The sequence below is a fragment of the Streptomyces spongiae genome (assembly GCF_009377185.1).
In the GTDB taxonomy this organism is placed as follows: domain Bacteria; phylum Actinomycetota; class Actinomycetes; order Streptomycetales; family Streptomycetaceae; genus Streptomyces; species Streptomyces spongiae.
In genome coordinates, this window is record NZ_VJZC01000064.1 from 1 (window position 1) to 22,168 (window position 22,168).

Annotated in this window: 18 protein-coding genes; 11 read left to right on the forward strand and 7 right to left on the reverse strand. The window is 71.0% G+C overall.

The genetic code is table 11. The features are described from left to right. The coding region (locus tag FNH08_RS12330; protein WP_152771519.1) for a hypothetical protein at positions 1 to 349 on the reverse strand (349 nt) is incomplete at its 3' end. 215 nt (positions 350 to 564) lie between these two features. Between FNH08_RS12330 and FNH08_RS12335 the strand changes: the two genes are divergently transcribed. Both FNH08_RS12335 and FNH08_RS12340 read left to right on the forward strand, forming a co-directional pair. Beyond that, positions 565 to 3,612 (forward strand): AfsR/SARP family transcriptional regulator, encoded by a 3,048-nt coding sequence (locus FNH08_RS12335; RefSeq protein ID WP_322724318.1) that lies wholly within the window; start codon positions 565 to 567, stop codon positions 3,610 to 3,612. Between the two features lie 29 nt (positions 3,613 to 3,641). Beyond that, complete coding sequence (locus tag FNH08_RS12340; RefSeq protein WP_152771520.1) at positions 3,642 to 3,842, forward strand: hypothetical protein; 201 nt, start codon at positions 3,642 to 3,644, stop codon at positions 3,840 to 3,842. Positions 3,843 to 3,872: 30 nt separating this feature from the next. Here the strand turns inward: FNH08_RS12340 and FNH08_RS12345 are convergent, their stop codons facing one another. Beyond that, positions 3,873 to 5,378 (reverse strand): M81 family metallopeptidase, encoded by a 1,506-nt coding sequence (locus FNH08_RS12345; RefSeq protein WP_152771521.1) that lies wholly within the window; start codon positions 5,376 to 5,378, stop codon positions 3,873 to 3,875. Between the two features lie 35 nt (positions 5,379 to 5,413). Continuing rightward, complete coding sequence (locus FNH08_RS12350; protein WP_152771522.1) at positions 5,414 to 6,610, reverse strand: ROK family transcriptional regulator; 1,197 nt, start codon at positions 6,608 to 6,610, stop codon at positions 5,414 to 5,416. A gap of 194 nt (positions 6,611 to 6,804) precedes the next feature. On the opposite strand from FNH08_RS12350, the gene FNH08_RS12355 reads away from it, so the two are divergent. From FNH08_RS12355 to FNH08_RS12380, 5 genes are read left to right on the forward strand one after another with little or no spacing between them, the layout of a single operon-like run. Continuing rightward, a complete protein-coding gene (locus FNH08_RS12355) occupies positions 6,805 to 8,598 on the forward strand; it encodes a peptide ABC transporter substrate-binding protein (RefSeq protein ID WP_152771523.1) in 1,794 nt (597 codons plus the stop codon). A gap of 10 nt (positions 8,599 to 8,608) precedes the next feature. Beyond that, positions 8,609 to 9,568 carry an ABC transporter permease gene (locus FNH08_RS12360; protein ID WP_152771524.1) on the forward strand — a complete coding sequence of 320 codons (960 nt, stop codon included), beginning with the start codon at positions 8,609 to 8,611 and terminating at the stop codon, positions 9,566 to 9,568. Next, entirely contained in the window at positions 9,565 to 10,449 is an 885-nt protein-coding gene (locus tag FNH08_RS12365; RefSeq protein WP_152771525.1) for an ABC transporter permease, read from the forward strand. Before FNH08_RS12360 ends, FNH08_RS12365 begins: the two co-directional genes overlap by 4 nt. Beyond that, on the forward strand, positions 10,446 to 12,524 hold the full coding sequence (locus FNH08_RS51795) for a dipeptide ABC transporter ATP-binding protein (protein WP_228034066.1): 2,079 nt from the start codon (positions 10,446 to 10,448) through the stop codon (positions 12,522 to 12,524). Before FNH08_RS12365 ends, FNH08_RS51795 begins: the two co-directional genes overlap by 4 nt. Beyond that, on the forward strand, positions 12,521 to 13,453 hold the full coding sequence (locus tag FNH08_RS12380; RefSeq protein ID WP_322724319.1) for an ROK family protein: 933 nt from the start codon (positions 12,521 to 12,523) through the stop codon (positions 13,451 to 13,453). The genes FNH08_RS51795 and FNH08_RS12380 overlap by 4 nt, the downstream gene beginning before the upstream one ends. 75 nt (positions 13,454 to 13,528) lie before the next feature. On the opposite strand, the gene FNH08_RS12385 is transcribed toward FNH08_RS12380, so the two are convergent. Beyond that, positions 13,529 to 14,485, reverse strand: coding sequence for an ABC transporter substrate-binding protein (locus FNH08_RS12385; protein WP_322724321.1), 957 nt, complete (start codon positions 14,483 to 14,485; stop codon positions 13,529 to 13,531). A 281-nt stretch (positions 14,486 to 14,766) separates the two neighbouring features. On the opposite strand from FNH08_RS12385, the gene FNH08_RS12390 reads away from it, so the two are divergent. The 4 genes from FNH08_RS12390 to FNH08_RS12405 are packed head-to-tail and all read left to right on the forward strand — an operon-like array spanning position 14,767 to position 19,322. After that, positions 14,767 to 17,787: an ATP-binding protein gene (locus FNH08_RS12390; RefSeq protein WP_407704359.1), complete on the forward strand. Its 3,021-nt coding sequence runs from the start codon at positions 14,767 to 14,769 to the stop codon at positions 17,785 to 17,787. Next, positions 17,784 to 18,260, forward strand: coding sequence for a roadblock/LC7 domain-containing protein (locus FNH08_RS12395; protein ID WP_322724323.1), 477 nt, complete (start codon positions 17,784 to 17,786; stop codon positions 18,258 to 18,260). Before FNH08_RS12390 ends, FNH08_RS12395 begins: the two co-directional genes overlap by 4 nt. Positions 18,261 to 18,292: 32 nt before the next feature. Then, the gene (locus FNH08_RS12400; protein ID WP_152771527.1) at positions 18,293 to 18,733 is read left to right on the forward strand and encodes a DUF742 domain-containing protein; all 441 of its coding nucleotides are present in this window, start codon (positions 18,293 to 18,295) and stop codon (positions 18,731 to 18,733) included. Continuing rightward, positions 18,720 to 19,322 carry a GTP-binding protein gene (locus tag FNH08_RS12405; RefSeq protein WP_322724325.1) on the forward strand — a complete coding sequence of 201 codons (603 nt, stop codon included), beginning with the start codon at positions 18,720 to 18,722 and terminating at the stop codon, positions 19,320 to 19,322. The genes FNH08_RS12400 and FNH08_RS12405 overlap by 14 nt, the downstream gene beginning before the upstream one ends. 48 nt (positions 19,323 to 19,370) lie before the next feature. Here the strand turns inward: FNH08_RS12405 and FNH08_RS12410 are convergent, their stop codons facing one another. From FNH08_RS12410 to FNH08_RS12420, 3 genes are read right to left on the reverse strand one after another with little or no spacing between them, the layout of a single operon-like run. After that, positions 19,371 to 20,039, reverse strand: coding sequence for an ABC transporter permease (locus FNH08_RS12410; RefSeq protein ID WP_322724326.1), 669 nt, complete (start codon positions 20,037 to 20,039; stop codon positions 19,371 to 19,373). Then, the gene (locus FNH08_RS12415) at positions 20,036 to 20,743 is read right to left on the reverse strand and encodes an ABC transporter permease (RefSeq protein WP_152771529.1); all 708 of its coding nucleotides are present in this window, start codon (positions 20,741 to 20,743) and stop codon (positions 20,036 to 20,038) included. Before FNH08_RS12415 ends, FNH08_RS12410 begins: the two co-directional genes overlap by 4 nt. After that, complete coding sequence (locus FNH08_RS12420) at positions 20,740 to 21,924, reverse strand: ABC transporter ATP-binding protein (RefSeq protein ID WP_194238467.1); 1,185 nt, start codon at positions 21,922 to 21,924, stop codon at positions 20,740 to 20,742. The genes FNH08_RS12415 and FNH08_RS12420 overlap by 4 nt, the downstream gene beginning before the upstream one ends. Positions 21,925 to 22,168 lie beyond the last annotated feature (244 nt).

The following is a 22,168-nucleotide window of genomic DNA, read 5'->3' on the forward strand; positions in this document are numbered from 1 at the left end:
GGCCGGGGTCGGGCTTGGAGTCACGGTCGCGGTCAGCGGTGCCGGTCTCGGCTGTAGCCGTAGCTCTCTCTGTGTCGGTTGTGGCCGTGTCGCGGAGCCATCGCCGTAACTCCCCGGTCAATGACGGCAGGCTCGCCGCCTCCCGCACGAGGAGTTCCGCGAGCGTGTGCACGGTGCCGTCCGCGTCCGAGGAGTCCGCGCCGTCCGCCACCCAGGCCCGTACCGCCTCGGCGAGCGCGGACGTCGAGGGCAGGGCGCGCAGCAGGCGCACGAGTTCCTGTCGTGCCGCCGGGCGGTGTGCGGCCCGTGTCAGGGCGGCTCTCAATTCCCCGGCCGTCACCTGATCCATGCGCCGCATTCCCCCCTCGGTCCCGGTCGCCGCCGTCTCGCCTCTTACCCGGCCGGCGCCCGCACCAGACCGAACCCATCTTCATTCAGAAGGGATCAGCCATAAATGAGACAATATTAAACTCAAGTAGTTTCTCTATTTGACAGTTATTGACCGCATGCGATTCTTACCCGTGCCAGAGCACAGGCCACGCCGACGGTCGGACGGGGGCACTGGTGGACTTCGGGATTCGCGTACTGGGGCCGGTCGAACTGCACGGAACCCGGCACGTCGACAAGCTCGGATCGGCCAAGGAGAGGATCCTCCTGGCGGCACTGGCGCTCGACGCGGGACGGCCGGTCTCCGTCGACACGCTGATCCACCGGCTGTGGGACGACAGCCCGCCCGCCCAGCCACGCACCAGCCTGCACGCGTACGTCGCCCGGATCCGCCGCAGGCTGCGTGCCGTGGGCGGTGAGGGACGTCTGATCCAGCAGGCGCACACCTACTCCCTGGATCTCCGCCACGACCAGGTCGACCACCATCGCTACCAGTTCCTGTCCGCGCAGGCCCGTTCACTGAGTGACAGCGGCGACGACGAGCAGGCCGGACGTCTGCTGCGGGAGGCGGCTGAGCTCTGGCGCGGCGAACCGCTCGCCGGGCTGCCCGGGCTGTGGGCCGAGCACACCCGCGGTGTCCTGCGGCAGCGGCACCTCTCGGCCCAGCTGATCCGCATCGGCATCGAGCTGCGCAGGGGCCGCTTCGCCGAGCTCGTCCCCGACCTCACCGCGCTGCGGGAGGAGCACCCCACGGACGAGTTGCTCGCCGGCCACCTGATGACGGCCGCCTACGGCTGCGGTCGGCAGGCCGACGCCCTGCGTGTCTACGACTGCGTACGGCGACGCCTGCGGGAGGAACTGGGCGCGGACCCGGGCGAAGGCCTCATCCGTCTGCACGGGCAGATCCTGAACGGCGCACCGGTCCACTCCCTCCTGCCCCACCCTCCGTCCGTGGTGGCGGCTCCGCAGACGCTGCCGGTCCACGCCGAACTGGTGGGCCGCGAGGAGGAGCTGGCGACGATCGTGCGTAACGCCTCTCCCCTGCCGTCGCCTTCGGGAGCCTCCGGTACGGTCATCGCCCTGCAGACCCTCTCGGGCATGGCCGGCGTCGGCAAGTCGCTGCTCGCTCTGCACGCCGCCAGACGCCTGGCACCGCTCTACCCGGACGGGGCCGTCCACCTGGATCTGCAGGCGCACGCACCCGGCCGGGAGCCGCTGAGCCCCGAGACCGCCCTCACCGCGCTGTGCCGCACTTTCAGGGTCCCGGCCACCGACCTGCCCTCCGACCTGGACGGGCTGGTCGGCCTGTGGCGCGGTCTGATCAGCAACCGCCGGGCCGTCGTCATCCTCGACGATGCGGCCGGCCCGGACCAGTTGCGCCCCCTGTTGCCGGGCGCCTCGCCGTCCCTGATCATCGTCACCAGTCGCCGGCGGCTCACGGGCCTCCCCGGCATCCGGTCGATCCAGCTCGGCGTGCTGCCCACGCAGGACGCCATCGCGCTGTTCCGGGCCGTGGCCGGCGAGGAGCGAACGCACCGGACGAACGAGGTCGCGGACATCGTCCGGCTCGCGGGCCACCTGCCGCTCGCCGTGGAGCTGGTCGCCGGCCGACTGGCCTCCCGCCCCGCGTGGACCACCTCTCACCTCCTGCACCGGCTCACCCACGGGCAGGGCAGGCTCAGGGAAATACGCGACGGCGATCGCGGCGAAATAAGCCGGGCGTTCGACATCTCGTATCGGACACTTACAAGCGAAGAGCAAACAGTCTTCCGATTTCTCGGCCTCCGTTTCGGGCCTGACGCGGACGCCCACGGGATCGCCGCTCTCTCCGGTCTCCCGTACGACACCGTGGAAGACGTCGTCGAGGCGTTGCTCGACGCACATCTGATCCAGGAGCCCGCCCCCGAGCGCTACACACTTCACGATCTTCTCGGCGAATATTCGCGCGCGCTCGTCCTGTCCGACGAAACGGAATCCGCACGCGACCAGGCCGTCCGCCGGATGATCGATTTCTACCTACAGGCATCCGAGGCCGCGGACCGAATGATCCATCCGCGCGGCCTGCGCCCGGACCGCCCGCCTCACCCACCACGGCACTCGCTCCCACCCTGGGACGACCCCATGTCGGCCCGGCGCTGGCTGCGGGCGGAACGCGTGGGACTCATGGCCGCCGAGTGCCACTGCCGGTCCACGGGACGACCGCGCGAGGCGGCCCTGCTCGCGAGCGCGCTCGCCGGCTTCCTGAACGACGAGGGCTACTCGGCCGACGCCCGGCGCATGCACGCGGCCGCCGCGCGCCACTGGCACACGGCCGCCGAGCGGCAGTCGGAGGTGCACGCGCTGATCGATCTGGGCAACGCGCTGTCCCGCTGCGGCCGTTACGAGGAAGCCCGCACGGCCCTGCGACGGGCGCTCGGGGGCGCCGAGGGCATCGGCGACACCGAGGCCAGGGCGGAGGCCCTGCACCAACTCGGCGTCCTGCACTGGAACCTCGGCCAGCTCACCGAGGCCCTCGATTTCCAGGTGAAAACACTCGGACTACGGAGAGGATCAGGGGACACCTGGCATATCGGGCGCGCGCGGAACAACCTCGGAATCACCTACCTCTACCTGGGAAATTTCGAGGCCGCCCAGGAGCATTTCGACGCGGCACTCAAGGATTTCCGGCGCTCACAGGACATGCGCGAATACGGACATGTCCTCAACAACATCTCTGATCTCCATTTCCGTAAGGGCAGCGCAAAATCCGCACAGCGTTTCCTGCAAGAGGCAGTCGATATCCTCAAGGAAACAGGAAGCCCTTCGGAGAGCGCCATCACCCAGGTCAACCTGGCCAACACCATGAAATCCCCCGAGGATCTCGCGGCGATGCTGGACCTTTACCAGGACTCCCTCGCCACGTTCCGACGGCTCGGCGACCGCCGCAACGCCTCCGAAACGATGCACGCGATGGGGGTTGCCCTCCACGCCGCCGGACGGTTCCGCGAGGCGGCGGCCCGACACCAGCAGGCCCTGGAGCTGGCCAGAAGCGTGGGCGCAGCCCACGAGGTGTGCCGGGCACTGCACTCACTCGGGCTCGCCGAGCACCAGCTGGGCCGCTCCGGACCGGCCGCCGCGCACATCAGCGAGGCCATCGAGCTCGCCGACCGCATCGGCGCGGCACGGGAGGCCGCACAGGCGCGGGAGAGCCAGGCGGCTTTTCTATCAGAACCGCAGGCTCCCTGAATACCTCTGCGCGATGAAATTCTTGCGGTTTGACGGCAGCGCAGATCCTGACCATAGGATGCGGCTACAGCGCGCTGGTCTCCCGTAACGACGAGCATTGGAAAGAAGAACAAAGCAATATGCGCAACCGCAAAGCAAAGAAGCTCTTCTTCAACCTGTTCGCCATCGCCCTCGGGGCAGCCATCTGCATCCCCAGCGTGGCGGGTGCGATGACGAACCACTCCGCCTAGAGCTCAGCAGTCGCTGAGCCCCCGTACTTCCTACCGGAGCGGCTCGTTCGAGGCTGGGACGAGCCGCGCCGTCAGATCCGGGCCGGACATCTCCGGGTCGAAGGGGAACAGCGGGCGGCTGACCCGGTGGTGGCCGAGGCGGTGGAGGTTCTGGTCGACTCCGCCCGGGGTGAGGGCCATCTTCCAGTCGGCCGCCATGGCGAAGAGTTCGGGTTCGAGGTAGCCGATCTTGACGATCACGAGGTCGGCCGAGCGGGGGTCGAGCGACAGGTCGGTGAAGTCGTGTTCGTGGTGGTACGGCTTGCGCAGCCGCGTGAGGATCACGTAGACGCCGCCCACCCGCAGCACGACCTCCGTCTCCGCGTCCTCGTCGCCGTGCCGGATCGCGTGGACCTCGCCGGTCATGGTGAGCGGACCCGCGTGACGGTCGTCCACCTCCGCGCCCGCCGTGACCGTGACGGTCGCGCCCACGCCCGCCTTCACCGCCGTGTCCACCGCGGCCGGGCCGGGAAGTGAGGCGTAGAGGACCGTCGGGCCGGAGGGGTCCTTGAACTCCGGGCGGGACAGGACCCGTTCGAGACCCCAGGTGACGTCGCCCGCGCCGCCCGCCGTCGGGTTGTCGCCCGTGTCGCTGATGAAGTACGGGCGGGCGACGGCCCCCAGCGCCTCGTCGAGGCACTCGTCCAGCGTGCCCGTCGGGGCGACGAACGCGAAGTCGTGGCGTGCCTCCCAGAAGCCCCGTGCCAGGCGCTCCGCGCCCGTCGTCACCGCGGCCTCCGACTGTCCCGTGACCACCACGGCCGCCCGGTTGCGCGGCTCGTCCGCCCACGCGTACCCGACCCAGATCGCGGCGTCCGTCACGCCCTCGGCCGCCTCCACCTCGTCGACAGCGGCGTACACGCTCTTCGCGGGTTCGATGCGTGTGGAGGTCTGCTCGCCCGCGAGGAGGACCGGCACCGGGATCCACGCCTTGACGGGGCGGGGTGCGCCACTGGCCAGGAGGTCGACGAGGTTGCGGGCCGCGCGCTCCTTCGTCTCCATGGCGTCCTCGTGCGGGGCCATGCGGTAACACGTGATCAGGTCGCTCCTGTGGACCAGGTCGCGGGAGACGTTGCCGTGCAGGTCCATGGAGGTGGACACGATGACCTCCGGGCCGACCACCTCACGGATGCGGGCCAGCAGCCGCGCCTCCACGTCGTCCAGGCCCTCCACCGTCATGGCGCCGTGGATGTCGTACCAGAGCCCGTCGAGCGGCCCCCGGTCCCGTAGGTCCCGTAGCCGGTCGATGAGTTCGCCGGACAGTTCCGCGTACGCGGACGCCGTCACCGTGCCGCCGGGCAGCGCCTTGCCGACGAGTGCGCCGTGCCAGTCGGCGGCGGCCCGCAGCGGGGAGCCGGGGGTGAGGAACGGGTAGCGGGTGAGGACGTCGGCGCCGCGCCGCGCGTGGAAGGCGGGGGCCTCGGTACGGGCCGGGGAGAACGTCGACGACTCGATGCCGAGACCGGCGACGGCGATGACGGGACGGCGTTCTGACATGGCTCCTCCGAGGAGTCACAAGGGGTCACGAGGGGTCAGGGGTGGTTGCCGGTGACCGTGTGCAGAGCGTGTGCCAGGGCCCGTTGCAGGGCGAACTGGCCCGCTCCGGCCAGGCCGGCGTCGGCGCCCAGGCTCGCCCGCTCGATCACCAGGTGCTCGGTGACCAGCGGATGGCACCCCTCGTAGAGCTGGCTGCGCACGGCGGCCACGAAGGGTTCGAGGGTGGAGAGGATGCCGCCGAGGTACACGGCGTCGGGGTTGAAGAAGTTGACGTTCGCGGCCAGCACCTGGCCGAGGTAGCGGCCGGCCTGGCGGACCGCGCGGGTCGCCTCCGGGTGGGCGTCGGAGGCGAGGCGGACGACGTGCTCGGTGGACGTGACGTCGAGGCCGCGCCCCCGCAGGATGCGGACCAGCGCGGCGCCCGAGGCGACGGTCTCCAGGCAGCCGGTGTTGCCGCAGGAGCAGGGGATGTCGTGGGCGGCCTCCACCCGGACATGGGTGATCTCGCCCGCGGAGCCGGTCCCGCCCCGGTAGAGGCGCCCGTCGGCGATGACGCCCGCGCCGATGGCCGAGCCCATCTTCACCATGATCGACTGGCGCCGCTCGGCGGGCTGGACGGTGAGCTCGCCCACGGCCATGCAGTTGGCGTCGTTCTCGATGGCCGCCGGGACGCCGAAGCGGTCCTCCAGCCAGGCCCGTACGGGGAAGCGGTTCCAGCCGGGCATACGGGAGGGGAGCGTCACGACGCCCGAGGCCAGGTCGACGGGGCCGGGCAGGGAGAGGCCGACACCCCGCAGCAGGTCCCGGCCGTGCCGCTCGGCGAGGCCCTCCAGTGTCTCGGCGAGGCCGGGGAGGGCGTCCTCGGGACCCTCCGCCGTCTCGAACGCCACCGTCGACACGTCGGTGAGCCCGCCACCGGGGTGGACGACACCGACGTGCGCGTGCCGTCCGCCGAGTTCGGCCGCGACGGCGAACCCCTCGTTGCTGCCGAGGGACAGCACCTTGCGCGGCCGTCCGCCCTTCGAGGACCGGGTTCCCCGCTCGGCGACCAGCCCGTGGTCCATCAGCTGACCGACCGTCAGCGAGATCGTCGAGGGTGCCGCGCCGAGCAGACCGGCGAGTTCGGTGCGGGTGGACGCCTGCCCGGAGGCGAGCAGTTCGAGGACGCGCTCGGCCAGCGAGGAGCCACCGCCCGTGATCTTCCTGCGGTGCGGCACGCTTTTTTCAGGCATCGGCTGGGTTACTTCCGCGACGAGGGTCCGGGGCGTCGAGCGTACGACCCGAAACGCCCCTCCTCACTTTTTTCAGAACAGCAGAAACAGGCTTTTTACAGCACCGCGCCTGTTTCTTCGACCACTGCGGTCGTTGACTGGCCCCGCCGCGCCATTTCGGCCACGGCAGACCGCTGTTCACGCCTAGGAGAGCCATGAACCACGCTCGCACGGGGCTTGTCGCCGGTGCCGTCCTCTCCGCGGGCACGCTGCTGCTCGCGGGCTGCTCCGGTTCCGGCGACACGTCGTCCACGTCCCGCGACTCGATCAACTACGCGCTGCCCGCGAACTTCACGCCGAACTGGATCCTGCCGATCGGCACCGCGGCGCACCTCAACACCAACAACAGGTCCATCGCGGACAGCCTGTGGGAGCGGCTCGTCGCGTACGACGGCTCCACCGGGAAGATCGCCTGGAACAAGAAGGCATCGATCGCCACCGCCGCCGACTTCGCCGCCGACGGAAAGAGCGTCACCTTCACGCTCGGCAACCGCACATGGAGTGACGGCAAGCCGATCACCTCCCGGGACGTCGAGTTCTGGTTCAACCTCATCAAGGCGAACAAGGAGCAGTGGGCCGGCTACACCCCGGGCCAGTCGCCCGACAACTGGACCGCGTTCAAGACGGTCGACGACACCCACTTCACGATCACCTTCGACAAGGCCTACAACCCGCAGTGGATGCTGGCCAACGAGTTCAGCGAGATCACCCCGCTCCCCCAGCACGTGTGGGACCGGACGGACGCCTCCGCGGAGGTCTCCGACGCCGACCGCACGGCCGCGGGCGCCAAGAAGGTGTGGACGTACCTGAACACGGCCGCGAAGAACATCGCCGGGTACGAGAAGGACGCCCTGTGGAAGACCATCAGCGGCCCCTACGCCGTGAAGTCGTTCTCGACCTCCGGCAAGGTCGTCCTGACCGCCAACAAGAAGTACGACGGCGGTGAGAAGCCCGGCATCGCCACCGTGAACCTGCTCCCCTTCACCACGACGGACGCCGAGAAGAACGCGCTGCGCTCCGGCGGCGTCGACTACGGCTACATCGAGGCGACCGACCTCGACCAGAAGGAGCAGTTCACCGCCCAGGGGTACGCGGTGAAGCCGTGGTCGGGCTGGGCGATCACGTACATGCCGTACAACTTCAACAACCCGGCGATGGGCGCGGTCTTCAAGCAGCTGTACGCCCGGCAGGCGGTCCAGCGCTCGATCGACCAGACGAGCCTGGCGAAGGTCATCTTCAACGGCACCGCCGTGACCGGCTACGGCCCGATCCCGCAGGGCCAGGCGTCCGACTTCCTCTCTCCGGCGCAGAAGGACAACCCGTACCCGTTCTCGACGTCGGCCGCCCGGGAGCTGCTCACGGCTCACGGCTGGAGCGAGCAGGGCGGCGTCATGGTCTGCGCGGAGCCCGGCACCGGGGACTCCCAGTGCGGCGAAGGCGTCGACAAGGGAACGAAGTTCGAAATGGAGGTGTTGTCGCAGTCCGGCTCGACCGTCACCGACAACATGATGAGCGCGATCCAGTCCTCGCTCGCGAAGACCGGCATCAAGTTCTCCATCAAGACGGCACCCGTCAACTCGGTCCTGTCCCAGACCCCGCAGTGCACCGCGAGCCAGTCCCTCTGCAAGTGGCAGCTGTCCTTCTTCGGTACGGCGGGCAGCTGGTACTTCTCCGCCTTCCCGACCGGAGACTCGCTGTTCCAGACGAAGGGCGGCTCGAACTTCGGCAACTACTCCAACCCCGACGTGGACAAGCTCATCACCGCGTCCACGACGTCGACCTCGACGCAGGCGATCCAGGACTACAGCGCGGCCCTCGCCAAGGACCTGCCGGTCATCTGGCTGCCGGAGCCGGTCTACCAGGTCTCCGTCGTGAAGAACGGCCTCGGCGGCTTCACCCAGGACTCGCTCGCCAACTTCCACCCCGCGCAGTGGAAGTGGACGAACTGAGGCCCCGGGGATGGACACCCTTCTGTATCTGACCCGGCGGCTCCTCCAGGCCCTCGCGGTGATCCTCATCGTGACGGTGGTCGTCTTCTGTCTGCTGCACGCCCTGCCCGGGGGCCCCGCGCGCGGGATCCTCGGGCCGCAGGCGACCGCCGAGCAGATCACGGCGTTCAACCACGAGCAGGGCCTGGACCGTCCGCTGCCCGTGCAGTACGTCCACTACCTGGGCACCCTCCTCCAGGGCGACCTCGGCACCTCGTACACGCTCAACGAGGCCGTCTCCCGGCTGATCGAGCAGCGCCTGCCGAAGACACTCCTGCTGACCGTGCTGTCCGCGTTCGTCGGGCTGCTGCTGGCGATTCCGCTCGGCATGTGGCAGGCGGTGCGGCGCAACAAGCCGGCCGACTACGTCATCACGACGCTGAGCTTCGTCGCGTACTCGACGCCCGTGTACTTCCTCGGACTCGTCCTGGTGCTCGTCTTCACCCAGGCCCTGCGCTGGTTCCCCTCGCAGGCGCCCCAGGGCGAGACGCTCGGCCAGGTCGTCGCGGATCCGGTCGCGCTGGTCCTGCCGGTGGTGACCGGGGCGGCCTCCATGGTCGCCGTGTTCAGCCGCTACATGCGGGCCTCGACCCTGGAGAACCTCTCCGAGGACTACGTCCGCACGGCACGCGCCGGAGGCTCCAGGCAGCGCGCCATCCTGTGGCGGCACGTGCTGCGCAACTCGCTCACCCCGGTCGTCGCCATGCTCGGCTACTACGTGCCCGTCCTCTTCGGCGGCGCCCTCGTCGTCGAGCAGCTCTTCAACTACCCGGGGATGGGGCTGCTGTTCTGGAACGCCGCCCAGTCCTCCGACTATCCGGTGCTGCTCGGCTGCGTCCTGGTCATCTCCGTCGCGACGGTCGTCGGCACGCTCCTCGCCGACGTCGTCCAGCGGATCGTCGATCCCCGAGTGAAGGCGGGCCGGGCATGAGCGCCGTACTGAACACCTCACCGGCGGCCGAGACGGTGGTCGCGGGCTACCGGCTGTCCCTGCGCCGGTTCGCGCGCAACCGGCTGGCGGTCGCCGGGCTCGTGGTCGTCGTGCTGTTCCTGCTGTTCTGCTTCGTGGGCCCGCTGCTGTACGAGACCGACCAGACCCACACGGACCTCACCCAGGTGAACCTCGCACCCAGCGGGGCGCACCTGCTGGGCACGGACGCCGTGGGGCACGACGAACTGGGGCGGCTGATGTACGGCGGGAAGGTGTCGCTGCTCGTGGGGCTCGCGGCCGGGCTCCTCGCGACCGTCATCGGGACGCTGTGGGGCGCGGTCGCGGGTTACGCGGGCGGCTGGGTCGACGCGGTCATGATGCGGGTCGTCGACGCGGGCATCGCCATCCCCGCGCTCTTCATCCTCCTGGTCGTCTCCGCCGTCACGAGCCCGGGCACCCTCGGGCTGGTCGTCATCCTCGGCCTGGTGTCGTGGCTGGTGCCGTCACGGCTGGTCCGGGCGGAGACGCTCACGCTGAAGGGCCGCGACTACGTGCTGACGCTGCGCGCGACCGGCGGTACGCACGGCCGGGCCGTCACCCGGCACATCCTGCCGAACTCGGTCTCGACGATCGTCGTCGCGGCCACGTTCCAGATCGCCGACGCGATCCTGCTCATCGCGTACGTGTCGTATCTGGGCCTCGGGGTGCGCCCGCCGTCGACCGACTGGGGCGGCATGCTGTCCACCGGGCTGACGGCCGCGTACTCCGGGCGCTGGTGGCTGATCGTTCCGCCGGGGCTCGCGATCATCCTCGTCGTGTGCGCGTTCAACGCGATCGGCGACGGGCTGCGCGACGCCTTCGACGTGAGGGGGCGCGGATGAGCGTGCTGGAGATCGAGTCCCTCGGGGTGAGCTTCACGACGGAGACGGGCGACGTGCCCGCCGTCCGTGGGGTGTCGCTGCGGGTACGGCCCGGGGAGACGCTGGCCCTCGTCGGCGAGTCGGGGTCCGGCAAGTCGACGGTGGCGCTGGCCGCGATGGGACTGCTGCCGGGCAGCGCGCGGGTGTCCGGGCGGGTCTCGCTCGGCGGTACGGAGGTCGTCGGCGCCCCGGAGGACGTACTCGCCCGGCTGCGCGGCCGCACGGCCTCCATGGTGTTCCAGGAGCCCGCCACCGCGCTGGATCCGCTGTCCCGCGTGGGCGCGCAGATCGCGGAGGTCATACGCAACCACCGGCCGGTGTCGCGTGCGGACGCCGCCGCGGAAGCCGTCGGGCTCCTGCGGCGCGTGGGCATCCCGGAGCCGGAGAAGCGGGCGTCGGCGTTCCCGTTCCAGCTCTCGGGAGGTCAGCGGCAGCGGGTCGTCATCGCGATGGCGATCGCCAACTCCCCTGACCTGCTGATCGCGGACGAGCCGACGACCGCGCTGGACGTCACCGTGCAGGCGGAGATCCTCGACCTGCTCCGGGGCCTCGCGGCCGACTCGGGCACGGGCGTCCTGCTCGTCACGCACAACATGGGCGTCGTGGCGGACTTCGCGGACCGCGTCGCCGTGATGCTCGACGGGAAGGTCGTGGAGAGCGGGCCGGTGGAGGAGGTGCTGCTGCGGCCTGCGCACGAGTACACCCGGCGGCTGCTGGGTGCGGTGCCGCGACTGGCGGTCGAGGAGCTGCCGGGCATTGCGACGCCTGGCGTCGCGGAGACCGGCCTCGCGGAAGCAGGGGTTGCGAAGCCAGGCGCTGCGGGGCCCGGGGTTGCGGGGCCCGGCGCTGAGGGGCCCGGTGTTGCGAAACCCGGCCTCGCGAAGCCCGGCCTCACAGACCACGGCGTCGCGAAGCCCGGCTTTTCGAAGCCTGGCGTCGCGGAAACCGGCCTCGCGGAAGCAGGGGTTGCGAAGCCAGGCGCTGCGGGGCCCGGGGTTGCAGAGCCAGGCGGCGTGGAGCCCGGCGCTGTACGGCCCGGGGTTGCGGGGCCCGGCGCTGTGGGGCCCGGTGTTGCGAAACCCGGCCTCGCGAAGCCCGGCGTTGCGAAGCCAGCCGGCGCGGAGCCAGGCATTGCGAAGCCAGGCGGCGTGGAGCCAGGCGTTGCGCAGTCCGGCTCGGCTCGGGATATCGAGGACGCTCCCGTGGTCGAACTCCGGGACGTGTCCGTGCGCTTCGGTCGCGCTCGCCGTACCGTACGGGCCCTTCAGGACGTCTCCCTCACCGTCGCGCCCGGAGAGACCGTCGGGCTGGTGGGCGAGTCGGGGTCAGGGAAGTCGACCGCGGCCCGTGTGGCGCTCGGGCTCGTGGCGCCCGCCTCCGGGGCGGTCTCGCTGTTCGGCGCCGACCTGGGCCGGGTCAGGGGGCGCCGGCGCCGGGCCCTGCTGTCCGGGGTCGGTGTGGTGCTCCAGGATCCGGTGGCGTCGCTGGACGCGCGGATGAGTGTCGGGGAGTGCGTCGCCGAGCCGCTGCGCGTGCACCGCCGGGGCATGTCGGCCGCCGAGCGGCGCGCCCGGGTGGCGGAGGTGCTCGAACTCGTCCGGCTGCCGGCGGAACTGGCGGGGCGCGGGCCGCGCGAGCTGTCCGGCGGCCAGCGGCAGCGCGTGAGTCTCGCCCGGGCGCTGGTCCTGCGGCCCCGGCTGCTGGTCGCCGACGAACCGACGAGCGCGCTCGACGTGAGCGTGCAGCGGACGGTCCTCGACGTGATCGCCGAGCTGCAGCGGGACCTCGGGTTCGCCTGTCTGTTCGTCTCCCACGACCTCGCCGTCGTTCAGCAATTCGCACAGCGTGTCGTCGTCCTGCGGGACGGACGCGTCGAGGAGCATGGACCGACCATGACGACCCTCCTGCGTCCGCGCACCGAGTACACGCGCCGGCTCGTCGCGGCCGTGCCCGTGCCGGATCCGGTGGTGCAGCGCCGTCGGCGCGGGGAACGGAGGGCGTCCCTCACCGCCGGCGGAACGGAGGCCACCGCGTGACGCATGTCGCCGAGGCGGTCGCCGGTGTCGACATCGGCGGTACGTCCACCCAGGTGGTGCTCTGTACGGAGGACCTCCGCGTCGTCGACCACGCCGGGGTGCCGACCCCGGCGGCCGAGGGCGGGCAGGCGATGGTCGGCGCCGCCCTCGACGCCCTCCGGCTTCTCCTCGACCGCAATGACGCGCGGCTGCGGGGCGTCGGGGTGGGCGCGGCGGGCCTGGTGGACGCGCGGGCCGGACGGATCCTGGCGGCGACCGACTCCTTCCGTGACTGGGCGGGGTTCGCCGTGACGGACGCGGTCGAGGAGGCGCTGGGCGTGCCCGCCTTCCTGGACAACGACGTCAACGCGTTCCTGCGCGGCGAGGCGGCGGCCGGTGCCGTCGCGGGCGAGTCGCATGTGCTCGGGATGACCCTCGGCACCGGGGTCGGCGGGGCCCTGTGGCTGGACGGCGCGCTGTACGAGGGACCGCACGGCGGGGCGGGCGAGATCGGGCACGTGCCGGGCTTCGGCGATCTGCCGTGCACCTGCGGTGGCCGTGGCCATCTGGAGACCCTCGCGTCCGGCCGCGCGATCGCCGCCCGCTATGGCGAGCGGACCGGACGGACCGTCACCGCCCGGGTGGTCGCCGAGGCGGCGACCCGGGGCGCCCCGGAGGCGCTCGCCGTGTACGGGGCGGCGGGCACCGCCGTGGCGCGTGCGCTCCTGATCACGGCGGGCCTGCTGGACGTCACCACCTGTGTGATCGGCGGGGGCGTCAGCCTCTCCTGGGATCTGCTGGAGCGGCCGATCCGCACCGCCCTGGCCGACGAACCCCCTGTCAGCGGGCACCCGCTGCGCATCCTGCCCGCCCGCCTGGGCGGCGACGCGGTGGCGATCGGCGCGGCGGCCCGCGCTCAGGCCGAACTCGGCTCGGTGACACGGGCGTAGGGCTTGTCGCGAAATTCCCTCGCGACAAGCCCTTGCGACAAGCCCTTGCGCGGCGACGGGTGCCGCAGGCCGGACTCAGTCCAGGCCGGCCGTCTTCAGCCATGCCTTGGCGACGTCCAGCGGGTCCTTGTTCTCCAGCTGTACCTGGGAGTCCAGGTCGAGCAGCGTCTTGGTGTCGAGCTTCGCCGAGACGGCGTTGAGCGCGTCGACGCCCTCCTTGGAGAGGTCGGACTTGTGGACCAGCGGGGTCACGTTGGCGAACCCGAAGAGGTTCTTCGGGTCCTGGAGGACCACGAACTTCTCCTTGGTGATGGTCGGGTCCGTGGTGAAGATGTCCGCGGCCTGCACGGTGTTCTTCTTCAGCGCCGCCTGGGTCAGCGGACCGCCCGCGTCGAGCGCCTTGAAGGACTTGAACTTCAGTCCGTACTCCGACTCCAGCCCCTTCAGGCCCTGGTGGCGGGTCTGGAACTCGGGCGAGCCGCCGATGACCAGGTCGGGGGCCGCGTCCTTGAGGTCGGCGAGGGTCGACTCGGAGGTGAGGTCGTACTTCTTCGCCGTGTCGGCGTTGACCGTGACGGAGTCCTTGTCCTCGGCGGGCGACGACTCCAGCAGCGTCAGCTTCTTGTCGAGCTTGCCCTGGACGGCGGCGTTCACGGCCTCGGCCGACTTCTGCTCCGCCTTCGGGTCGAGGTACGCCAACAGCGAGCCGTTGTACTCGGGCAGGACGGTGACGGAGCCGTTCTTCAGCAGGCCGTACGTGGTCTCGCGGCTGCCGATGTTGGGCTTGTACGTGACCTTGATGCCCTTGGCCTTCAGGGCCTCGCCGTAGAGGTCGGCGAGCAGGATGCTCTCGGCGAAGTTGTTGGAGCCGACGACGACGGTTCCGCCGGATGCCTTGTCGTCCAGCGGGTTGTCGGCCTTGTCGTCGGAGGAGCCGCATCCCGCCAGCAGGGCCGTGGTGGCGGCGAGCGCGACGGCGGCGGCAGCGGGGTGCCTCCGGATGGACCTGCGGCTGGGGGCGGTAGAAGTCACGATTCCGTTCCGGACTGTGAGGGTGGGCGCTTGAGGAAGGTCTGTCCTGATCCAATCCAGGCAGATCAGGCCGCGTCAAGAGCAACCCGATCACCGTTTCACTTCGGAATTCAGCCAACTATGATCGTAAGCGAGCCTATTGAGACCGTACCCCCTCTGTGTGCTCCTGTTCCCTTTCTGCTTGTATGTTCCCGTTCCGCTTCGACGAGCGGCCAGAGCCCGTCAAGAAGCGGTCCACACAAGGCTTTCGCGCGCCGTGTGACGCCCACTAAGGAGGCCCGGTGTCCACGAACGAGGCGGGCACGCCCTCGTCGTCCAAGCTCTCGACACCGGGGAACCGCACGCGCGGTGCTCTCCGCGTCCGCGGCTTCGCCGACCGGTGGCCGTTCCGGCGCAAGCTCACCATCCTCGTGGGCGTACCGCTCGCGGTGGTCTCCGTGCTGCTCGCGTATCTCATCACCGGCCAGGTGGGGCAGGCCCGCGACGCGGCCGCCGCGGCCCGACTCGTCCGTGACAGCGTGCAGGTCGCCGAACTCGTCGACCGCGTGGAGGTCGAGCACCAGCAGGCCATCCTGCTCTCCGTGCGCCACGAGGCCGACCAGGGCGCGGCCGGGCCCTCGCTCGCCTCCTACCGTGAGGCCCAGAAGTCCCTGGACGAGCAGGTGGAGAAGGTGCGCGACACCTTCGGCGACCGGCTCCCGGACACCGAGGCGCAGGCCCTCAAGGAGATCAACGGGCTGGACAACCTGCGCCGCACCATCGAGTCGGGCTACACCCCGGCCGACAACATCGACCCGGCGTACACCAACGCCGCCAAGAGCGTGATCGACGGTCTCGGTCTCGAACGCAACGCCGCCCTCGCGACCACCTTCACCGGCAACCTGCTCGACTCGCTGCTGCGCGCCGACGCCGCCCACAGCTCCTTCGAGACCAGCGTCTTCTCCGCCCGGACCGGCGACAGCAACGCGCTGATCGAGTTCATCAACGCGGTCAGCTTCGACGAGCTGTACACCTTCCAGGCCGACCGTTTCGCGAGGTTCGCCGACGAGGCGCAGGCGGACGAACTGGGCGGGATCAAGTACAGCGCCTCGCAGGCCACCATCCTGCAGCACTACGCGGAACTGCAGATCGACCCCAGTGGGCTGCAGGCCGAGTCCCCCGCCGAGATCCGCAAGGCGTTCGCGGAGGCGCTGGACTCGTACCCCGTCTACCGCGAACAGGCCGAGAACCGGCTGAAGATCACCACTTCGCTCATCGACCAGATCGCCGACCGCGCCGACCGCGTCTCCGAGGACGCGTACCAGCGGGCCACCCTGCTGCTGGCGCTCGCGCTGCTCGGTTTCGTCGGCTGGCTGGCCTTCTCGGTGGCGGTCCGGCGCTCGGTGGTCATGCCGGTGCAGGCGCTGACCGGGGCCGCCGGCGAGGTGGCCGACGCCGCCGGGCGCGAACTGGCCCGCGTGGCCGACGACGACGCCGAGGACACGGGGCCGCCGCGGCTGCGCGAGGTGCCGGTCACCGCGCGCGACGAGATCGGCGAGCTCGCGGAGGCGTTCAACCGCGTCCAGACCACGGCGACCGCGCTGCTGGAGCGGCAGGTGCTCAGCCGGCGCAACGTCGCCGAGATGTTCGGCAACGTGGGCCGCCGCGTCAGCAACCTCACCACCCGCCAACTCTCGCTCATCGACGCGGTCGAGCGCGGCGAGACCGACCCGGCCCTGCTCGAACGCCTGTACTCCATCGACCACATCGCGGTCCGGCTGCGCCGCAACGCCGACAGCCTGATGCTGCTCGCCGGCATCCGCGAGACCGTCCTGGACTCCGGGCCCGCCCCCCTCACCGACGTCGTCCGCGCCGCGCTCGGCCAGATCGAGGGTTTCCGGCGTGTACGGCTCACCGCCCGGACCCAGGTCATGGTCGAGCCCGACATCATCGGCGACCTGACCCTGATGGTGGCCGAACTCCTGGAGAACGCCGTCTCCTTCTCGCCCGCCGACAGCCAGGTCGAGGTGGGCGTCAGCAACACCGCCGAGGGTGCGCTGATCGAGGTCGCCGACCACGGTCTCGGCATGAGCCCCGAGCGCCTCACCGAGGAGAACGCCCGTCTGGTCCGCCGCGAACGCCTCGACCTGGTGCCGACGAAGGTCCTGGGCCTGTTCGTGGTCGGCACGCTGGCGCGCCGCTGGGGAGTAGAGGTCACCCTGGCCCGCACGGTGGGCGGCGGCCTGACCGCCCTGGTGACGGTCCCGTCGTCCCTGCTGCTGACGATGAGCCCGGTGGGGGTGGATGCGGCGAGCGCCTCCGGCGCGGCCAGTGCCTCCGACGCCGCGAGTGCCTCCGGTGCCGCCGGTACCACCAAAGCCTCCGGTGAGCCACGAACGGCCGGTACGCGTGCCTCGGGCAACGCGGCGACGATCAGTACGGGTGCCGCGGACGGGGCAGCGACGGGCTCCGGAGACTCGGCTGCCGGGCGGACAGGGGCGGGGACTTCCCGCGACGCGGCGTCGAGTTCGGGGGCCACCGGCGACGCGGGCCTGGGCTCGAGGGCCGGCGTCGCAGGGCCGGGCTCGGAGGCCACCCGCGACACAGGGCCGAGCTCGGGGACCGACGGCGATCCAGGGCGGGGATCGGCGGCCGACGGCAACGCAGAGCCAAGCTCGGGGACCGGCGGCAACGCAGAGCCAAGCTCGGGGACCGGCGGCAACGCGGGACCGGGCTCGGGAGCCACCCCCGACGCGGGACCGGGCTCGGAGGCCGACGGCAACGCAGAGCCGGGCTCGGGGACCGGGCCCGGACCGGGGCCCGTTGCTTCGCCGGAGGCTCCCGCGCACTCTGGGCCCCTGCCCTCCAGCGTCGTACCGGCGGACGCCTCCGACACCGGTCGGCCCGCGCCGCTCCCCCACCGGGTTCCCCGACGTGACACCGAGCCCGCCGAGCAGCCGGCACGGCAGGGGCAGGAGCCGTCCGTCGGCGTTCCGTTCGTCCCGGCGCCCCGCAGTGGTGGCAGCACAGCCGAGGAGGCTCCCGGTGGTTCCGCCCGGCCCCTGCGCCGGCGCGTCCGGGGTGCCACACTCCGTACGGGTGACGCCTCGGGGCCCACGGCACGTCAGGCGGCCCGTCCGGCGGACGCCGAAGCCGTTCGGTCGGAGATCGAGGAGTTCGAGGCCGCCGTGGAGCGCGCCCACCGCGACTCCGCGGCAGCCACCGGCACGGACACGGCCCCTGCGGAAGCCACCCCGCACCACCAGCCCCGCCGGGACGACCGGCACCAGCACAACGACCTCCCGGAAGGAGCCGAGCAGTGAGTACGTCGACAGGTGACACTCCGGTGGGAGGGACCGAGCCGGCCGACCTCCAGGCCGCCGCGGCAGACTTCACCTGGCTCCTGAACCGGTTCGCCACCGAGACCGCCGGCGTGGTCGACGCCATCGCCGTGTCCTCCGACGGGCTGCTCATCGCCGTGTCGCAGATGCGCGAGCACGCCGACTCCGAACGCCTGGCCGCGATCGTGTCCGGCATCACCAGCCTGGCCGCGGGCGCCTCCGGCAACTACGGCCTGGGCGGCCTGAACAAGGTCATCATCGATCTGGAGGGCGGCCATGTGCTGGTCTCCTCGATCGGCAGCGGTGCCGTACTCGGCGTGGTCACCGGCAAGGAGGCCAAACTGGGCAACATCGCCTACGAGATGACGCTGTTCGCCAACCGCGCCGGCGCCGCGCTCAGCCCCCAGCTCGTCCTCGAACTGAAGAACAACGTCGGGGGCGCGGCGACGCGCTGACCGTTCGCCGGAGTCGAAGGAGGGAAACGCTCATGGCGGACGGCCCAGCACCAGCCGAGGCAGACGGCTTCACGGGCCCGGACGGCGTTCCCGTCGGCGCGGCCTCCGCCGTACGGCCGTTCCTGCTCACCCAGGGCCGGGTGGCGGGGCACGCCTCCGGTACCGCGATCCCCGTCGAGGCCCAGATAGTCGCCACCACCGCGGGGATCGAGGCGCTCGACCGGCTCACCCTGGAGCGGCACGCCATCGTCGCCGCCTGCCGGGAGCCGCAGTCGGTCGCGGAGATCGCGGCCAGGCTGCGGCTGCACCTCAACGTCGTCCGTGTCCTGGCCCAGGACCTGCGTGCCGAGGGCCAGTTGTCGGTGCACGTGCCCAACCCCGGCGCCGCCCGGGACGCATCCGTTCTGCGAAAGATCATCGATGGTCTCCGCGCCATCCCCGACTCCCGGGGGGTACTCCGTGACTCCGACTGACCCGGCCGCCCGCGGTACCGCCGTGCGGACGGCCGTCGTACGACCACCGCTGCCGGTCAAACTGGTGGTGGCGGGCGGCTTCGGCGTGGGCAAGACCACCACCGTCGGCTCGATCTCGGAGATCGAGCCACTGACCACCGAGGCGGCCATCACCGAGGTCGCGGCGGGCGTGGACGACCTGAGCCACACCCCCCGCAAGACCACGACCACGGTCGCCATGGACTTCGGCTGCATCACCATCGACCCGACGCTGAAGCTGTACCTGTTCGGTACACCGGGACAGGACCGCTTCGGCTTCATGTGGGACGACCTCGTCGAGGGCGCGATCGGCGCGCTCGTCATCGTCGACACCCGGCGCCTGGACGACTGCTACGCGGCGGTGGACTACTTCGAGGACAAGGAGATCCCGTTCGCGGTGGCGGTCAACGCCTTCGACGGCGAGGTCGAGCACACCCTGGACGAGGTCCGCTGGGCGCTCGATGTCTCCGTCGAGGTCCCGGTCACCGTGTTCGACGCCCGGGAACGCGGCTCGGTGCGCGACGCGCTGCTCGTCGTCATGGAACTGGCGCTGGCCCGCACGGAGGCGTGACGCCGGGCCCTGCCCCAGCGCGGGTGCGCCGACGGACGGACGCGGCCGTCAGCCGCTCCTGCGCACGCCCGGCGACACCGCGACCCGCGACACCGCCCAGAACACCGCGAGCGTCGCCAGCGCCATCAGGGCCGTCAGCGTGGCACCGCCGACCACCTTCTCGTAGTTGCGCTGGTAGAGCCCGTCCACGATGTACCGCCCGAGCCCGCCGAAGCTGACGTACGCGGCGATGGTGGCCGTCGAGACGATCTGGATGGCCGCCGAGCGCAGTCCGCCCAGGATCAGCGGCAGCGCCTCGGGCAGCTCGACCTGGAACAGCACCCTGCTCTCCGGCATGCCCATGCCCCGGGCCGCGTCGACCGGTGAGGGGTCGACCGAGCGCACGGCCTCGTACGTGGTCACGAGGATGGGCGGCACGGCGAGCACGACGAGCGGGATCATCACGGGCAGCATGCCGAGCCCGATCATCACGAACAGCAGCACCAGCAGACCGAAGCTGGGCAGCGCGCGGGCGGCGGTGGCGATGAACGCGAGGGCGTTGCCGCCGCGGCCGGTGTGTCCGGTGATCAGCCCGACGGGGAGCCCGATCGCGGCGGCGATCGCCAGGGCGAGCAGCGAGTACTGGATGTGCTCCCACACGCGGGTGGGGATGCCGTCGTAGCCGTGCCAGTGGGCGCTGTCGCTGAAGAAGGCGCCTATGAAGTGCAGGACGTTCACCGGGCCGTGTCCTCCAGGGCGAGGGCGGCCGGATCGGGCTGCCCGGCCTTCGGTTTCGTGTGCGAGCGGCGCGGCATCCACGGCGTCAGCAGGACGCGTACGAGCACCAGCAGGGCGTCCACCAGGATGGCCAGGACGGCGGTGGTGACCACCGAGGTCACCGCGAGCTCGGGCCGGTGGTAGAACATGGCGTCCGCGAGGAGATTGCCGAGGGCGCCCTGGTTGCCGATGAGGGTGCCGACGCTGACGAGGGAGATGCTGGACACGGTCGCCACGCGCAGTCCGGCGACGATGGCGGGCACGGCGATCGGCAACTGCACCTGGACGTACCGGCGTACGGGCCCGAAGCCCATGGCGGTGGCCGCGGCGAGGGTCTCCTGCGGCACCGAGCGGACCGCGTCCACGATCGCGGGGACGAGCACCACGAGGCTGTAGAGGGTCAGCGGGATCATCACGGTGAGCTCGGTCTGGCCGGTGTAGTCGATGAGGACGACGAAGAAGGCCAGCGACGGGATCGCGTAGATCACGGTCGTCACCCACAGCACGGGCGGGTACAGCCAGCGCAGCCGTACGCACAGCTGGGCGATCGGCAGGGCGAGGAGCAGTCCGGCCAGCACCGGCAGCAGGGCCTCCCGCAGGTGCAGCCCGATCAGCTCGACGTAACTGGCCTGGAGGTCGCTGGGGATGTCGAAGAACCCGCTCATCCGGCGACGTCCGCCTTCCGGCCCGTGCTGTCCTCCGGCCTGCCCGTGCTGTCGTCCTGCCGGCCCGTGGCTTCCGCCGTCCGGCCCGCGGCATGGGCGCCGCGGATGGCCTCGCCGATCGTCTCCTGGGAGACGACGCCGACGACCTTCCCGGTGCCGTCCACGGCGACGGCCCAGCCGGTGGGCGACAGCACGGCACAGTCCAGCGCCACGCGCAGGGAGTCCTGACCGGCGACGAACGGCCGCCCGTACGCCAGGAGTTCCTCCGGTGCCGCGCCCGGCAGACTGCCCGGCTCGCTCCAGCCGAGCGGCTTGCCGTCGCCGTCGGTGACGAGGAGGTACGGCGCTCCCGAGGCGCCGCGGGCGGCGATCTGCTCGGCGGTGGCGTCGACGGCGACGACCGGGTCGGTGAGCAGGTCCAGGCCCTCGGAGGGGAAGAAGGACAGCCGCCGGATACCGCGGCCCTCGCCGAGGAAGTCCTCGACGAACGCGTCGGCCGGGTCGCTGAGCAGCTCGGCGGGCTCGGCGAACTGCGCGAGATGGCCGCCGGTGCGCATCACGGCGACCTTGGTGCCCAGCCGGATCGCCTCGTCGATGTCATGGGTGACGAAGATGATGGTCTTGCCCAACTCGCCCTGGATCCGCAGGAGTTCCTCCTGGAGGCCCTTCCTGACCACGGGGTCGACCGCCGAGAACGGCTCGTCCATCAGCAGGACCGGCGGATCCGCGGCCAGCGCCCGTGCCACGCCGACGCGCTGCTGCTGGCCGCCCGACAGCTGGTACGGGTACCGCTTGGCGAGCGAGGCGTCGAGGCCGACCCGCTCCATCAGCTCCTCGGCGCGGGCCCTCGCCTTCTGCTTGCTCCAGCCCAGCAGGCGGGGCACGGTCGCGATGTTGTCGGCGATGGTGCGGTGCTGGAAGAGGCCGGCGTTCTGGATGACGTACCCCATGGACCGGCGCAGGGTGTTGACCGGCTGCTTCTGGATGTCGACACCGTCGACGAGGATCGTGCCCTCGCTCGGCTCGACCATTCTGTTGATCATCCGCAGGGTCGTCGTCTTCCCGCAGCCCGAGGGCCCGACGAGGACGGTGATCGAGCGGTCCGGAATCTCCAACGACAGTCTGTCCACCGCCACCGTGCCGTCCGGATACCGCTTGGTGACTGAATCCATCCGTATCAAAACGCCGGACACCCTTCGGATTGGGGGGGGCGACTGCTGTGGGCCTCGGTCGAACAGCCGTTTGCGGGGACGAGTCTAAACGGCCGGTGTGACACGTCCCAGGCGGGCGTGCGGTGCCATGTGAGCAGGTGACCGGGTGCGTGAGCGGGGCCGTCGCTGTGGGCGGCCTGTGAGTCCCCTGATTCTCATCCTCCCCTCAGTACGGCCTCACGGTTGCCCCAGATCCGGCCTGGATGGTCGCTGC

Bases quoted from the DNA above. Each gene is read 5' to 3' on its own strand.
- FNH08_RS12345 (WP_152771521.1), bottom strand. From the start codon at position 5,378: ATGTCAGAACGCCGTCCCGTCATCGCCGTCGCCGGTCTCGGCATCGAG.
- FNH08_RS12350 (WP_152771522.1), bottom strand. From the start codon at position 6,610: ATGCCTGAAAAAAGCGTGCCGCACCGCAGGAAGATCACGGGCGGTGGC.
- FNH08_RS12355 (WP_152771523.1), top strand. From the start codon at position 6,805: ATGAACCACGCTCGCACGGGGCTTGTCGCCGGTGCCGTCCTCTCCGCG.
- FNH08_RS12360 (WP_152771524.1), top strand. From the start codon at position 8,609: ATGGACACCCTTCTGTATCTGACCCGGCGGCTCCTCCAGGCCCTCGCG.
- FNH08_RS12365 (WP_152771525.1), top strand. From the start codon at position 9,565: ATGAGCGCCGTACTGAACACCTCACCGGCGGCCGAGACGGTGGTCGCG.
- FNH08_RS51795 (WP_228034066.1), top strand. From the start codon at position 10,446: ATGAGCGTGCTGGAGATCGAGTCCCTCGGGGTGAGCTTCACGACGGAG.
- FNH08_RS12400 (WP_152771527.1), top strand. From the start codon at position 18,293: ATGGCGGACGGCCCAGCACCAGCCGAGGCAGACGGCTTCACGGGCCCG.
- FNH08_RS12415 (WP_152771529.1), bottom strand. From the start codon at position 20,743: ATGAGCGGGTTCTTCGACATCCCCAGCGACCTCCAGGCCAGTTACGTC.